This is a genomic window from Streptococcus infantis (genome assembly GCF_047465525.1).
Taxonomy (GTDB): Bacteria; Bacillota; Bacilli; order Lactobacillales; family Streptococcaceae; genus Streptococcus; species Streptococcus infantis_R.
This window is the reverse complement of the sequence record NZ_JASGZS010000007.1, coordinates 1-13,270: the sequence shown is the minus strand read 5'-3', so window position 1 is coordinate 13,270 and position 13,270 is coordinate 1. Positions and strand designations below refer to the sequence as shown.

12 protein-coding genes are annotated in these 13,270 nt (G+C 40.8%); 5 read left to right on the top strand and 7 right to left on the bottom strand.

Going from position 1 to position 13,270, the window contains the following annotated elements; translation table 11 throughout:
- From QM374_RS03575 to dtd, 4 genes are all read left to right on the top strand, one after another.
- Positions 1-870, top strand: coding sequence for a helix-turn-helix domain-containing protein (locus tag QM374_RS03575; protein ID WP_414310889.1), 870 nt, complete (start codon positions 1-3; stop codon positions 868-870).
- Between the two features lie 113 nt (positions 871-983).
- Positions 984-2,114 carry an ABC transporter ATP-binding protein gene (locus QM374_RS03570; protein ID WP_414310888.1) on the top strand — a complete coding sequence of 377 codons (1,131 nt, stop codon included), beginning with the start codon at positions 984-986 and terminating at the stop codon, positions 2,112-2,114.
- A 145-nt stretch (positions 2,115-2,259) separates the two neighbouring features.
- Positions 2,260-4,476 (top strand): RelA/SpoT family protein, encoded by a 2,217-nt coding sequence (locus QM374_RS03565; RefSeq protein ID WP_414310887.1) that lies wholly within the window; start codon positions 2,260-2,262, stop codon positions 4,474-4,476.
- Between the two features lie 30 nt (positions 4,477-4,506).
- On the top strand, positions 4,507-4,950 hold the full coding sequence (gene dtd, locus QM374_RS03560; protein WP_371560400.1) for a D-aminoacyl-tRNA deacylase: 444 nt from the start codon (positions 4,507-4,509) through the stop codon (positions 4,948-4,950).
- Between the two features lie 40 nt (positions 4,951-4,990).
- Here dtd and QM374_RS03555 read toward each other — a convergent pair whose 3' ends face one another.
- The 6 genes from QM374_RS03555 to QM374_RS03530 all read right to left on the bottom strand — a co-directional run bounded on the left by QM374_RS03555 (position 4,991) and on the right by QM374_RS03530 (position 10,310).
- Positions 4,991-5,641 carry a metal-dependent transcriptional regulator gene (locus QM374_RS03555; protein ID WP_414310886.1) on the bottom strand — a complete coding sequence of 217 codons (651 nt, stop codon included), beginning with the start codon at positions 5,639-5,641 and terminating at the stop codon, positions 4,991-4,993.
- 89 nt (positions 5,642-5,730) lie between these two features.
- Positions 5,731-6,225, bottom strand: coding sequence for a thiol peroxidase (gene tpx / locus QM374_RS03550; RefSeq protein ID WP_414310885.1), 495 nt, complete (start codon positions 6,223-6,225; stop codon positions 5,731-5,733).
- A 131-nt stretch (positions 6,226-6,356) separates the two neighbouring features.
- Positions 6,357-7,705 (bottom strand): IS3 family transposase gene (locus tag QM374_RS03545; RefSeq protein ID WP_414310884.1). Its coding sequence is split into 2 segments (ribosomal slippage): positions 6,357-7,255 and positions 7,255-7,705, totalling 1,350 coding nucleotides; the frame shifts between segments, so codons are not numbered across the junction.
- Positions 7,706-7,781: 76 nt separating this feature from the next.
- Positions 7,782-8,711 carry a metal ABC transporter substrate-binding lipoprotein/adhesin PsaA gene (gene psaA / locus QM374_RS03540; RefSeq protein ID WP_414310883.1) on the bottom strand — a complete coding sequence of 310 codons (930 nt, stop codon included), beginning with the start codon at positions 8,709-8,711 and terminating at the stop codon, positions 7,782-7,784.
- A 31-nt stretch (positions 8,712-8,742) separates the two neighbouring features.
- The gene (locus QM374_RS03535) at positions 8,743-9,591 is read right to left on the bottom strand and encodes a metal ABC transporter permease (RefSeq protein WP_000559776.1); all 849 of its coding nucleotides are present in this window, start codon (positions 9,589-9,591) and stop codon (positions 8,743-8,745) included.
- Entirely contained in the window at positions 9,588-10,310 is a 723-nt protein-coding gene (locus tag QM374_RS03530) for a metal ABC transporter ATP-binding protein (protein ID WP_000619150.1), read from the bottom strand. Before QM374_RS03530 ends, QM374_RS03535 begins: the two co-directional genes overlap by 4 nt.
- A 179-nt stretch (positions 10,311-10,489) precedes the next feature.
- Between QM374_RS03530 and QM374_RS03525 the strand changes: the two genes are divergently transcribed.
- Positions 10,490-12,382 carry a M13 family metallopeptidase gene (locus QM374_RS03525; protein ID WP_414310882.1) on the top strand — a complete coding sequence of 631 codons (1,893 nt, stop codon included), beginning with the start codon at positions 10,490-10,492 and terminating at the stop codon, positions 12,380-12,382.
- Between the two features lie 40 nt (positions 12,383-12,422).
- Here the strand turns inward: QM374_RS03525 and QM374_RS03520 are convergent, their stop codons facing one another.
- Entirely contained in the window at positions 12,423-13,052 is a 630-nt protein-coding gene (locus QM374_RS03520) for an MBL fold metallo-hydrolase (protein WP_414310881.1), read from the bottom strand.
- Between the last annotated feature and the right edge of the window lie 218 nt (positions 13,053-13,270).

Here is a 13,270-nt window from a genome sequence, read left to right as displayed (position 1 = left end):
ATGATTGCAAAAGAACTACTGGATTGGTTTCCTGATGGTAAAATCTTAGATCAGCCAGTTGATAGAGAGGGCTATCTAAGTCTACCTCTGTCAAATTATCAGTGGCTTTTGCTTGAGGAAGCTAGTCTTAGTGAGCGTGAAAAACAACTGGTGGCTCTCTTAACCAAACAGGAGCAAACCATTTCCCTCAATCCCTGGTATAGTTATCTCATTGAAGGCAAAGGACAGGCACCGCAAAACTTTAAAAAATTGCAACTTGTCTACTGCCACCTATCTTATTTTCAACAGGAGAATTTAACGTCTTGGTTAGAGATGATGAAAACCCTCTTTCCAAATTGTCAAACAGTTCTTCAGGTTGGAGCGCAGGATTACATTTTTGTTCTCCAACAGGATAAGTACACATCCGTTCGCTCAATCCTGACAGATACCTTGGAAGCCGTAGAATATGACTTTGGAGTACGTTTATCCATCATGTTAGGTCAGGTCTGGTCACAAACTGGACATCAGGCTCTGTCAGATCTCATCAAAGCAGAACGTGACTTGTTCAAAAACTGGTGGCGACAAGGACATCAAGGATTTCATACTTTTTCTCAACTCTATCTTTGGAGTATGGGTGAAAGAATTGTGGATCTCCGAGTTATCAAAGAATATCTGCATCAGATGATTGTAGACCAGGATCAGATTCAGGAAATCATCCTTTCACTGTGGGAAAACAGTGCAGTCCTTACGAAAACAGCTCAGCAACTCTATCTACACCGCAATTCTCTCCAATACAAGATTGATAAGTGGGAAGAACTGACAGGACTGCAGTTGAAAGAATTGACAGATTTGACCTTGTGTTATCAGTTGATTTTACCAGATATTCTCTAAAGTTTTGTGCAAGTTGCACAGAACTTTTTTATTTTTTTGGTCACCTTGCCATAGAAATATAAAGCGTTTTCATCTATAATAAAACTATCAAATGACAAAAGGAGTTCACCGAAATGGTAGAATTAAATCTTAAAAATATTTACAAAAAATATCCAAATAGCGAACACTATTCAGTTGAAGATTTCAACTTGAACATCAAAGACAAAGAATTTATCGTTTTCGTAGGACCTTCAGGATGTGGTAAATCAACTACTCTTCGTATGATTGCAGGTCTTGAAGACATTACAGAAGGTACTGCATCTATCGATGGCGTGGTTGTCAACGACGTGGCTCCAAAAGACCGTGACATTGCCATGGTATTCCAAAACTACGCTCTTTACCCACACATGACTGTATACGATAACATGGCCTTCGGTTTGAAATTGCGTAAATACAGCAAAGAAGACATTGACAAACGTGTACAAGAAGCAGCTGAAATTCTTGGTTTGAAAGAATTCTTGGATCGTAAACCAGCTGACCTTTCAGGTGGTCAACGTCAACGTGTTGCCATGGGTCGTGCGATCGTCCGTGATGCAAAAGTATTCTTGATGGACGAACCTTTGTCAAACTTGGATGCAAAACTTCGTGTATCAATGCGTGCTGAAATCGCTAAAATCCACCGTCGTATCGGAGCTACAACTATCTACGTAACTCACGACCAAACAGAAGCGATGACACTTGCAGACCGTATCGTTATCATGTCAGCTACTAAAAACCCTGCTGGTACTGGTACTATCGGACGTGTTGAACAAATCGGTACTCCTCAAGAAGTTTACAAAAACCCAGTTAACAAATTTGTAGCAGGATTTATCGGAAGCCCAGCTATGAACTTCATCAACGTTAAATTGAACAGTGACCACATCGTTGCTGACGGTTTTAACTTGAAAGTTCCAGAAGGTGCCTTGAAAGTTCTTCGTGAAAAAGGCTATGAAGGTAAAGAATTGATCTTCGGTATCCGTCCAGAAGACGTGAACGCTGAGCCTGCTTTCCTTGAAACATTCCCAGAATCAGTTGTGAAAGCAACGATCTCTGTATCAGAGTTGCTTGGTTCAGAATCTCACCTATACTGCCAAGTTGGTAAAGATGAGTTCGTTGCAAAAGTTGACGCTCGTGACTACTTGCAAGCTGGTGCAACAGTTGAACTTGGATTTGACTTGAACAAAGCTCACTTCTTCGATGTAGAAACTGAAAGAACAGTTTACTAAGATAGATTTTAAATGTGTTAGCACTGCTAGAGTTTTCTAGTAGTGCTTTTTTGCTAAGATAAGCAAACTCTTACAGAACTAGGCTTTTCTAGTTTTCATATTGTCAAAAAAGTGTTAAAATGGTAGGAAGAACTGGAGAGTATGCATGCCCAAAGAAGTAATTTATTCAGGCGATGAAGTTGTCGCTTTAACACAGAAATATTTATCGAAAGAAGATGTGGCTTTTGTACATAAAGCCTTGGTTTACGCTGTAGAATGCCATAGTGGTCAATATCGTAAATCTGGCGAACCCTACATTATCCATCCTATTCAGGTAGCAGGTATTTTGGCTAAGCTCAAGCTAGACGCTGTCACTGTTGCCTGTGGTTTTTTGCATGACGTGGTTGAAGATACGGAAACGACTTTGGATGATTTAGAGAGAGAGTTTGGTCACGATGTTCGAGTGATTGTAGACGGTGTTACTAAGCTTGGTAAGGTTGAGTATAAGTCTATCGAGGAGCAGCTGGCTGAGAATCATCGCAAGATGCTCATGGCTATGTCAGAAGATATCCGTGTTATCTTGGTCAAACTATCTGACCGCCTGCATAATATGCGCACCCTTAAGCACCTTCGTAAGGACAAGCAGGAACGTATTTCTAGAGAAACCATGGAAATATATGCACCACTTGCTCACCGTTTGGGGATTTCAAGTGTGAAGTGGGAACTGGAAGATCTCTCTTTCCGCTATCTCAATCCAACTGAATTTTACAAGATTAGTCACATGATGAAGGAAAAACGTCAAGAGCGTGAAGCCTTGGTCGATGAAGTTGTGACGAAACTCGAGGAATACTCATCTGAGCGCCATCTTACAGGAAAAATCTACGGTCGTCCAAAGCATATCTACTCTATCTATCGTAAGATGCAGGATAAGAAAAAACGCTTTGAAGAGATCTACGACCTGATTGCTATTCGTTGTATCCTAGACACTCAGAGTGATGTCTATGCGATGTTGGGCTACGTTCATGAGCTTTGGAAACCGATGCCGGGACGTTTTAAAGACTATATTGCCAACCGTAAGGCCAATGGTTACCAGTCCATCCATACAACTGTTTATGGACCAAAGGGACCTATTGAATTCCAGATTCGAACCAAGGAAATGCATGAGGTTGCTGAGTACGGGGTTGCGGCTCACTGGGCTTACAAAAAAGGAATCAAGGGTCAGGTTAATAGTAAGGAATCTGCTATTGGAATGAACTGGATCAAGGAGATGATGGAACTCCAAGATCAAGCAGATGATGCCAAGGAGTTTGTAGATACTGTCAAAGAAAACTATCTGGCTGAGGAGATTTATGTCTTTACTCCAGATGGAGCGGTTCGTTCACTTCCAAAAGATTCAGGTCCGATTGACTTTGCTTATGAAATTCATACAAAGATTGGGGAAAAAGCGACTGGTGCCAAGGTTAATGGTCGCATGGTTCCATTGACGACCAAGTTAAAAACGGGTGACCAGGTTGAAATCATCACCAATCCAAATTCATTTGGACCAAGCCGTGACTGGCTCAATATGGTCAAGACCAGCAAGGCTCGTAACAAAATTCGTCAGTTCTTTAAAAACCAAGACAAAGAATTGTCCATCAATAAAGGCCGTGAATTGCTGATTAGTCAGCTCCAAGAAAATGGCTATGTGGCCAATAAATTTATGGACAAACGCCACATGGATGAAGTCCTTCAAAAAACCAGTTACAAGACAGAAGAAGCTCTCTTTGCTGCGATTGGTTTTGGAGAAATCGGAGCCATCACAGTCTTTAACCGTTTGACTGAGAAAGAACGTCGTGAAGAAGAGCGTGCCAAGGCTAAGGCAGAGGCTGAAGAATTGGTTAAGGGTGGCGAAGTCAAAGTAGAGAACAAGGACACGCTTAAGGTTAAGCATGAGGGTGGAGTAGTCATCCAAGGTGCTTCTGGGCTCTTGATCCGGATTGCCAAATGTTGTAACCCTGTTCCAGGTGATGATATCGTCGGCTATATTACCAAAGGACGCGGAGTTGCCATCCACCGTGTAGACTGTATGAACCTTCGTTCACAGGAAAACTACGAACAACGTCTACTCGATGTTGAATGGGAAGACCAATTCTCAAACAAGGAATATATGGCTCACATCGATATCTACGGACTCAACCGTTCTGGTCTATTGAATGATATCTTGCAAGTCTTGTCAAATACAACTAAGAATATCTCAACAGTTAATGCCCAACCAACCAAGGATATGAAATTTGCCAATATTCATGTTTCCTTTGGAATTTCAAACCTTTCAATGCTGACCACCGTAGTTGATAAGATTAAGAGTGTACCAGAAGTCTACTCGGTTAAACGTACCAATGGTTAAGTTGGCTTGATATCATCAGAAAGGATTGCTATGAAAATTATCGTTCAGCGTGTCAAGAAAGCTCAAGTTTCTATTGAGGGGCAAGTATATGGGAAAATCCAGCAGGGGCTCTTACTCTTAGTAGGTGTTGGACCTGAGGATCAGCAGGAAGATTTGGAGTATGCAGTGAGAAAACTTGTCAATATGCGAATTTTCTCAGATGCTGAAGGCAAGATGAACTTATCGGTTAAGGATATTCAAGGCCAAATTCTCTCCATCTCTCAGTTTACTCTGTTTGCAGATACCAAAAAAGGCAATCGCCCAGCCTTTACCGGGGCAGCTAAACCGGATATGGCGGAAGCTTTCTATCAAGAATTTAACCAAGAACTAGCCAAGGAAGTTCCTGTTGAGACAGGAGTCTTTGGAGCAGATATGCAGGTGGAACTGGTCAATGATGGCCCAGTAACCATCATCCTTGATACTAAAAATAGATAAGAAAAACCAAGCTCGCGGGCTTGGTTTTTTTGTAATGTATTTAGTTCAGTTTTTCAACATAGAGCTGCTTGGCAATTTCTAGGCTGACTTGGAGTTCTTCATTCTTGTGAATCAGAGTGAAGGTATTAGAGAAGTCATCAAACTGCTTGACTTGGAGTTTGTCTCCAATATGGATACTGTGTTTTTCCAGATATTTGAGAAGGTCAAAGCTATCGTGAACGCGAGTCAGGAGATAGGTTCCAGCTTCTTTGGTTTCTGCTAGTGGCAAGTTATTGATTTCAACCAAAAGTTCTCCCTTGGCAGGAATGGTACCACCATGAGGGCAGGTCTTTGGAAAGCCTAACATTTTGTCTAATCTCTCGACAAAAAAGTCTGAAACCGTATGTTCTAATACCTCAGCTTCGTCATGAATCTGGTTACTGGTATAGTCCAGATGGTGAACCAGAAAAACTTCAATGAGTCGGTGCTTTCGGTAAAGGTCAGATACAAGTTTTAAACCAATATCCGTTAGTAAGTAGCCTTTTTTCTGATCTTTTAGGATAAGATTTTCGGATTGCATGCGTTTGATCATCTCTGTTACCGCAGGAGGAGATACCTGCATTCGAGCAGCGATTTCCTTATTGGTAATCTTAGGAAGTTCCATGCCAATCTCATAAATACATTTTAAGTAATCTTCTTTATTTGGTGTCATTCGCATTTCCTTGTTTATTATCTCCATCTAGTATACCAAAAAAAGCTAGATTTCTCTAGCTTTCTGCCTTGTTATAAGTGGGCTTTCTTTTAGTCAAGCGACTTTGCTGCTTCAATGGCTGCTTCAAAGTTTGGCTCGGAATTGATATTATCCACGTATTCGACATAGCGGATGATATTGTCTGTATCGAGAACAAAGACTGCGCGTGCAAGCAGATGCCATTCATTGATTAAGAGCGCGTAATCACGTCCAAAAGAGTGGTCGAAGTAGTCTGAGAGCATGATGGCATTTTCAATTCCCTCTGCGCCACACCAACGTTTTTGAGCAAATGGAAGGTCCATAGAAACAGCAAGGACAACAGTGTTGTCCAAGCTAGCCAATTCTTGGTTAAAGCGACGAGTCTGAAGAGAACAGATACCAGTGTCGATAGAAGGAATGACACTCAAAATCTTTTTCTTACCATCAAAGTCAGCCAGTGATTTTTTAGAAAGGTCAGTTGTTGTTAGAGAGAAGTCAAGAGCCTTGTCTCCTACTTGCAGTTGTTTTCCTGTAAAAGTTACAGGATTTCCAAGGAATGTAGTCATAAGCTACTCCAATCTTTTTTCTTTCATTCTACATTAAATGTTCAGACTTTTCCAATAGTTTGACTGAAAATTGATTAGACAAAAACGCCAATTCAAGGAGTGTACTGATCCCAAAAAGTTAGACAATTAATTTAAGCAAAGGATTTAGTTCTGTATTGTACAGGACTAAGTCCTTTTAGTTTTACCTTAATTCGTTTGTTGTTGTAGTAATCAATATAGTCTACAATAGCTTGTTCCAAGTGCTCAAGTGACTGAAACGTATTCTCATAACCATAAAACATTTCAGTCTTAAGAATGCCAAAGAAAGATTCCATCATACCGTTATCTGGGCTATTCCCCTTACGTGACATAGATGGTTGGATTCCCTTATTCTTTAAAAAATGATGATAAAAATCGTGTTGGTATTGCCATCCTTGGTCACTATGGAGAATCGTATTCTCATAGTACTTCTCTGTGAAGGCCTGTTTTAACATGCTCTTCACTTGTTCCAAGTTCGGTGAAGTAGAAAGATGATAAGCGATGATTTCGCTGTTGAAACCATCTAAAACGGGCGATAAATAGAGTTTCTGAGTGCTATTTGGAATGGTAAACTCTGTCACATCCGTATAACACTTTTCCATTGGTTTGGTTGCTTCAAATTGGCGTTGAATAAGATTATCTGCCTTCTTGCCAACGTCTCCTTTATGAGAAGAATATTTTCGTTTCTGTCGCATTTTAGCTTGTAAATTGAGTACTTTCATCAAGCGTTGAACTCTTTTATGATTTACCAGATATCCACGATTTCTTAGTTCTAAATGAATCCGACGATAACCATAATTTCCCTTATGTTCGATAAAAATGGATTGAATTTTAGCTTTAAGCTCTTGGTCCTTATCTGGTTTGTCTAGCTGTTTCAAGTGATAGTAGTAGGTCGAACGAGCTAGTTTAATGGCTTTTAGAAGAATATCTAACGAAAACTCAGTCATTAATTCTTGAACAATTTCTGTCTTTCTTCTTTCTCTTTTTCCTCCTTCAATTGGAGTTCTCTTAACTTTTTTAGGATAGCATTCTCCGCTCTCAGGTACTCATTTTCTGCTTGAAGACGTTCTAATTCTGTCCTCTCTTCAGGTCTCGTTTTTGGCTTACGTCCCATTTTAGGTACTCTCCCTCTTGTTTTCTCAACAATAGTATACCCGTTTTTCTTGTATTGTGCTAGCCAATTAAGAAGTATCGTACGACTTGGGAGACCGTATTCAAGAGAAACTCTATCTTTAGTCCAGCCTTCATGTAAGACTTTATTAATCATTTCTTGTTTTAAATCAGGAGAATAGTAACGATTTTTTCCTTTTTTGACGAACTCTATTCCATAACGATCAATCAATTTAATCATGTACCTAATATTAGAATTGTTTATCCCAAATTTATTTGAAAGCTTCTCTAAGCTATATCCTTGTTTTCTAAGTTCATAGATCTGAACTTTATCATCATAAGTTAATTTCATAATAAAAACACCCCAAAAGTTAGATTTTTATGTCTAACTTTTGGGGTGCAGTTCAGAGAATGACGTTTTTAGAAATTTATTTAGACAAACCTTCAGCAATCTTTTCAAGATTGTATTTCATCATGTTGTAGTAGCTGTCGCCTTCTTTGCCTTCTTCAGCGATAGAATCTGTAAAGATTTGAGCATAGATTGGGATGTTTGTGTCTTGTGAAACAGTCTTCATTGGACGGTCATCCACGCTTGATTCTACAAAGAGTGAAGGAGTTTTTGTTTGGCGAAGTTTTTCAACCAAGGTCTTGATTTGGTCAGGTGTTCCTTCTTCTTCAGTATTGATTTCCCAGATGTAGGCACTTGGGACACCGTAGGCTTTAGAGAAGTATTTGAAGCATCCTTCGCTGGTTACGATGAGTTTTTTCTCAGCAGGGATGTTGTTAAATTTCTCTTTAGCTTCCTTGTCAAGTTTGTCTAGCTTATCAGTATATTCTTTGAGATTTTTTTCGTAGAATTCCTTGTTGCTAGGGTCTTTAGCGCTCAATTGTTTTGCGATATTTTTAGCAAAGATGATCCCATTTTCAAGGTTGAGCCAAGCGTGTGGGTCTTCTTTTCCTTTTTCATTTTGGCCTTCAAGGTAGATAACATCAACACCTTCGCTGACTGCAAAGTAGTCTTTGTTTTCAGTTTTCTTAGCATTTTCTACCAATTTTGTAAACCAAGCATTGCCACCTGTTTCAAGGTTGATACCGTTATAGAAAATCAAATCAGCTTGAGAAGTTTTCTTAACGTCTTCAGGAAGTGGTTCGTATTCGTGTGGGTCTTGACCAACAGGAACGATACTGTGAAGATCAATCTTGTCACCAGCAATATTTTTAGTAATATCAGCGATGATTGAGTTTGTAGCAACAACTTTTAGTTTTTGACCAGAAGCTGCATCTTTTTTTCCACTAGCACATGCTACAAGAACAATGGCGGAAAGAAAGAGAACGAGTAATGTACCTAATTTTTTCATTAGATCCTCCAATTTAGTGGGGTTCTGCCCCTTATTTTAACAAATGTTTATTTTTCAGTTTCAAATATCGTTGTTTTGGAGCGATAAAGAAGCTAATGAGAAAGAAACTAGCGGCTGTAAGCACGATACTAGAACCTGCCGCAACGTTAAAGCTATAACCGATAAAGAGTCCCAAAACTGAAGCAGTCGCTCCAAAGGTTGAGGAAAGGAAAATCATACTTTTCAGGCTATTAGCATACAGATAAGCAGTTGCCGCTGGGGTAATCAGCATGGCTACAATCAGGATAGTTCCGACACTTTGCATGGCTGTCACAGACACAAGAGTTAGGAGTACCATGAGAAGGTAGTGATAGAAATTGACAGGCATTCCCATGGCTTTAGCCAAGAGTTCATCAAAGGAAGTTATCAAGAGTTGCTTGAAGAAAATCCAGATTAACAAGAGAATGGCTGCCCCTACCCCCATGGTAATAAACATATCCGTATCTTGGACGGCTAGGATATTACCAAAAAGGATATGGAAAAGGTCAGTTGAACTTTTAGCGACACTAATCAAGATGATACCGAGGGCTAAGAAAGAAGAAAAGGTAATGCCGATGGCGGTATCGCTTTTGATAATCGAGTTCCCCTTGATGTAGGTAATGATGATGGCAGCTAGCAATCCAAAGACAATGGCTCCGATAAAGAAGTCAAGGCCCAAGATAAAGGAGAGGGCTACACCTGGCAAGACAGCATGTGAAATGGCATCTCCCATGAGTGACATCCCGCGTAGAATAATGAAACATCCTACAGCTCCAGCTACGACCCCGATGACAATGGCTGTTATCAAGGCATTTTGTAAGAAATGGAATTTTTGCAATCCATCGATAAATTCTGCAATCATAGGTCACCTCCATTGAAAAAGAGTCGATTACCGTAAGCTTCTTTGAGATTGGCTTCGGTAAAGGTTTCTTTGGTTGGACCAAAGGCAATCACTTCTCGATTGACAAGCAAGACTTGATCGAAGTAGTGGGGAACCTTGCTGAGGTCGTGGTGGACGATCAGAACCGTCTTCCCAGCTTTTTTCAGATCTCTCAGCGTATTCATGATGATTTCCTCACTGACAGAGTCAATCCCAACAAAGGGCTCATCCAAGAGGATATAGTCGGCTTCTTGCACCAAACATCTGGCAATCAAGACCCGCTGGAATTGACCTCCAGACAGTTGACTGATTTGCCGTTCTGCGTAGTCAGCTAGACCGACGATTTCAAGGGCCTCTTGCACTTTCTTCCAATGTTTAGCATTTAAACTGCGAAAGAGAGGGATAGAGGGAAAGAGTCCTAGAGAGACACATTCCTTGACCTTGATGGGAAAGTTGTAGTCGATATTGATTTTTTGTTCGACATAGGCGATTCGATGTAAGGATTTTTTCACTTCCTTGTCATCGAGAAATGCCTGACCTTGATGTGGGATAATTCCCAGCATCCCTTTTAATAATGTTGATTTCCCAGCACCGTTTGGACCAATGATACCGGTGATTGTTGGTCCATGGAGCACTAGAGAAATATCCTTAAGTGCCAACGTTTCTTTGTAGGAGACACTGAGGTTTTCGATACGTATCATACAGTTATATTCCTCCTATTTTTTAATATACCTTAATTTTATTTTTAAGTCAAGTTAATTTTTGTAAAAACTTAAAATATTAATGATTAAAATAAGAGGGCAACTCGGCATTTTTAATTGCAATCCCAAGGGAATTTTGCTAAGCTAGGAATAAGTGAAATTAGGAAAGCGAGAACAAGATGACACGTTATCAAGATGATTTTTATGATGCTATAAATGGTGAGTGGGAAAAGACTGCCGTCATTCCAGCTGATAAATCGAGAACAGGTGGTTTTATCGACCTTGACGAAGAAATTGAAGAGTTGATGCTAACGACAACCGACAAATGGTTGGAAGGTGAAGATGTGCCAGAAGATGCCATCTTAGCAAATTTTGTTAAGTACCATCGTATGGTCAGAGATTTTGACAAACGAGAAGCAGATGGAATCAAACCAGTTCTTCCTATGCTTAAGGAATACCAAGATTTGGAAAGTTTTGCGGATTTCGCAAGCAAATTAGCAGAGTTTGAATTAGCTGGTAAACCAAACTTCCTTCCATTTGGCGTATCACCAGACTTTATGGATGCTAGAACCAATGTTCTTTGGGCCAGTGCTCCAGGAACAATCTTGCCTGATACGACTTACTATGCTGAAGACCATCCACAGCGCGAAGAATTATTGAACCTTTGGAAAGAAAGTACTGCTAATCTACTCAAATCCTATAACTTCTCAGATGAAGAAATCGCAGATTTGCTAGAGAAACGATTGGAATTAGACCGTCGTATCGCAGCGGTCGTACTTTCAAACGAAGAGAGTTCAGAATACGCTAAACTCTACCATCCATACTCTTATGAAGATTTCAAAAAGTTTGCACCAGCTTTACCTCTCGACGACTTCTTCCAAGCTGTGATTGGGCAAGTACCTGATAAGCTCATCGTAGATGAGGAACGTTTCTGGCAAGCGGCAGAGCAATTCTATAGTGAAGAAGCTTGGCCTTTGCTCAAGGCAAGCTTGATCTTGAGTGTGATCAACCTTTCAACGAGCTATTTGACAGATGAGATTCGTATCTTGTCAGGTGCTTATGGTCGTGCTCTTTCAGGTGTTCCAGAAGCCCAAGATAAACGCAAGGCTGCTTACCACTTAGCGCAAGGACCATTCAAACAAGCCCTTGGACTTTGGTATGCCCATGAAAAATTCTCTCCAGAAGCAAAGGCGGATGTAGAGAAAAAAGTGGCAACCATGATAGATGTCTATAAGGAACGCTTGGCCAAAAATGACTGGCTGACTCCTGAAACTCGTGACAAGGCCATCGTCAAACTCAATGTCATCAAGCCTTATATCGGTTATCCAGAAGAATTGCCAGCTCGCTACAAGGATAAGGTGGTAGACGAAAACGCTAGCCTCTTTGAGAATGCTCTTGCCTTTGCGCGCGTGGAAATCAAGCACAGTTGGAGCAAGTGGAACCAGCCAGTTGACTACAAGGAGTGGGGCATGCCTGCTCACATGGTCAATGCTTACTACAATCCACAAAAGAACTTGATTGTCTTTCCAGCCGCTATCCTACAGGCTCCATTCTATGACTTGCATCAGTCATCTTCTGCCAACTACGGTGGAATTGGAGCGGTTATTGCCCATGAAATCTCTCATGCCTTTGATACCAACGGAGCTTCCTTTGATGAAAATGGTAGCCTCAAAGACTGGTGGACAGAGAGTGACTATGCAGCTTTCAAAGAGAAAACTCAGAAGGTTATCGACCAATTTGATGGTCAAGAATCTTACGGAGCAACCATTAACGGGAAATTAACCGTATCAGAAAACGTTGCGGACCTAGGAGGAATTGCTGCAGCGCTAGAAGCTGCTAAGAGAGAACCAGACTTCTCAGCCGAAGAATTCTTCCATAACTTTGCGCGTATCTGGCGTATGAAAGGCCGCCCAGAGTTGATGAAACTCATGGCCAGTGTTGACGTACACGCGCCGGCTAAACTTCGTGTTAACGTCCAAGTGCCAAACTTTGATGACTTCTTTACAACATACGATGTCAAAGAAGGCGACGGTATGTGGCGCTCACCAGAAGACCGTGTGATTATTTGGTAATCAAAAAAACCAAGGATGATTGTCCTTGGTTTTTAGCTTGCTAGAAAAATGGATTAAAGGTTTTTTCGTGAGGAATGGTCGTAGCTGGACCATGTCCTGGATAGACATCGTAGTTTGGGAGAGTAAAGAGCTGGGTTTGGATACTATGAAGGAGTTGTTCCATACTACCTGTAGGTAGGTCTGTTCGTCCAATAGTTTCTCGGAAGAGTGCATCACCCGTTAAGACCAAGTGTCCATCTGGGAAAACGAAGGAAACTCCTCCGATAGAGTGGCCTGGAGTTGGTAATACAGTGAAGCGGAACTCCTCAATCTGGTATTCTTCATGAAAGACAAAGGTATGTTCAGCTGGTTTACATACGACATCTGCCATATCGTCATGTCGAGGGAGACCAGAAAGGTTGTCGACTGGAGTGTAGAGCCAAGTGGCTTCGCTTTCCGCTACATACACTGGAGGATTTCCAAAAGTATCTCTGACCAAGTCCAGACTCATAATATGATCGTAGTGGGTGTGGGTCAGGAGAATCGCACAGACCGGTTTGTTAATGTTCTCGATAGTCTTGCGAATAGCTTCCCAATGGCTACCAGGATCAACAACAATCAGGTGTTGGTCTCCTTCAAGATAATAGGTATTTTCATAAGCAACGGGGTTCACAGTTTTATGGATTTTCATAGAATTTCCTCTTTCAAAGCATTTACTCCTACTAGTATAACACAGAAGAATAAAATAAGGAATCAAGAAGAAAGTCCCTCCATAAAGGAAGAAGCCCACTGAAAAAGGAGCTCTCTTACTTTTAATGAAATGAAAACCGAGGAATCACTCATCAATTTGAGCGAATTCCTCGGTTATTTTGTATTTATTAAGGCCATAATTCGTTTCATATTAACCAC

Coding starts and splice junctions, on each gene's coding strand:
- QM374_RS03575 (WP_414310889.1), top strand. CDS start 1: ATGATTGCAAAAGAACTACTGGATTGGTTTCCTGATGGTAAAATCTTA.
- QM374_RS03535 (WP_000559776.1), bottom strand. CDS start 9,591: ATGATTGCAGAATTTATCGATGGATTGCAAAAATTCCATTTCTTACAA.
- psaA (WP_414310883.1), bottom strand. CDS start 8,711: ATGAAAAAATTAGGTACATTACTCGTTCTCTTTCTTTCCGCCATTGTT.
- QM374_RS03520 (WP_414310881.1), bottom strand. CDS start 13,052: ATGAAAATCCATAAAACTGTGAACCCCGTTGCTTATGAAAATACCTAT.
- tpx (WP_414310885.1), bottom strand. CDS start 6,225: ATGACTACATTCCTTGGAAATCCTGTAACTTTTACAGGAAAACAACTG.
- dtd (WP_371560400.1), top strand. CDS start 4,507: ATGAAAATTATCGTTCAGCGTGTCAAGAAAGCTCAAGTTTCTATTGAG.
- QM374_RS03525 (WP_414310882.1), top strand. CDS start 10,490: ATGACACGTTATCAAGATGATTTTTATGATGCTATAAATGGTGAGTGG.
- QM374_RS03565 (WP_414310887.1), top strand. CDS start 2,260: ATGCCCAAAGAAGTAATTTATTCAGGCGATGAAGTTGTCGCTTTAACA.
- QM374_RS03570 (WP_414310888.1), top strand. CDS start 984: ATGGTAGAATTAAATCTTAAAAATATTTACAAAAAATATCCAAATAGC.
- QM374_RS03530 (WP_000619150.1), bottom strand. CDS start 10,310: ATGATACGTATCGAAAACCTCAGTGTCTCCTACAAAGAAACGTTGGCA.
- QM374_RS03555 (WP_414310886.1), bottom strand. CDS start 5,641: ATGACACCAAATAAAGAAGATTACTTAAAATGTATTTATGAGATTGGC.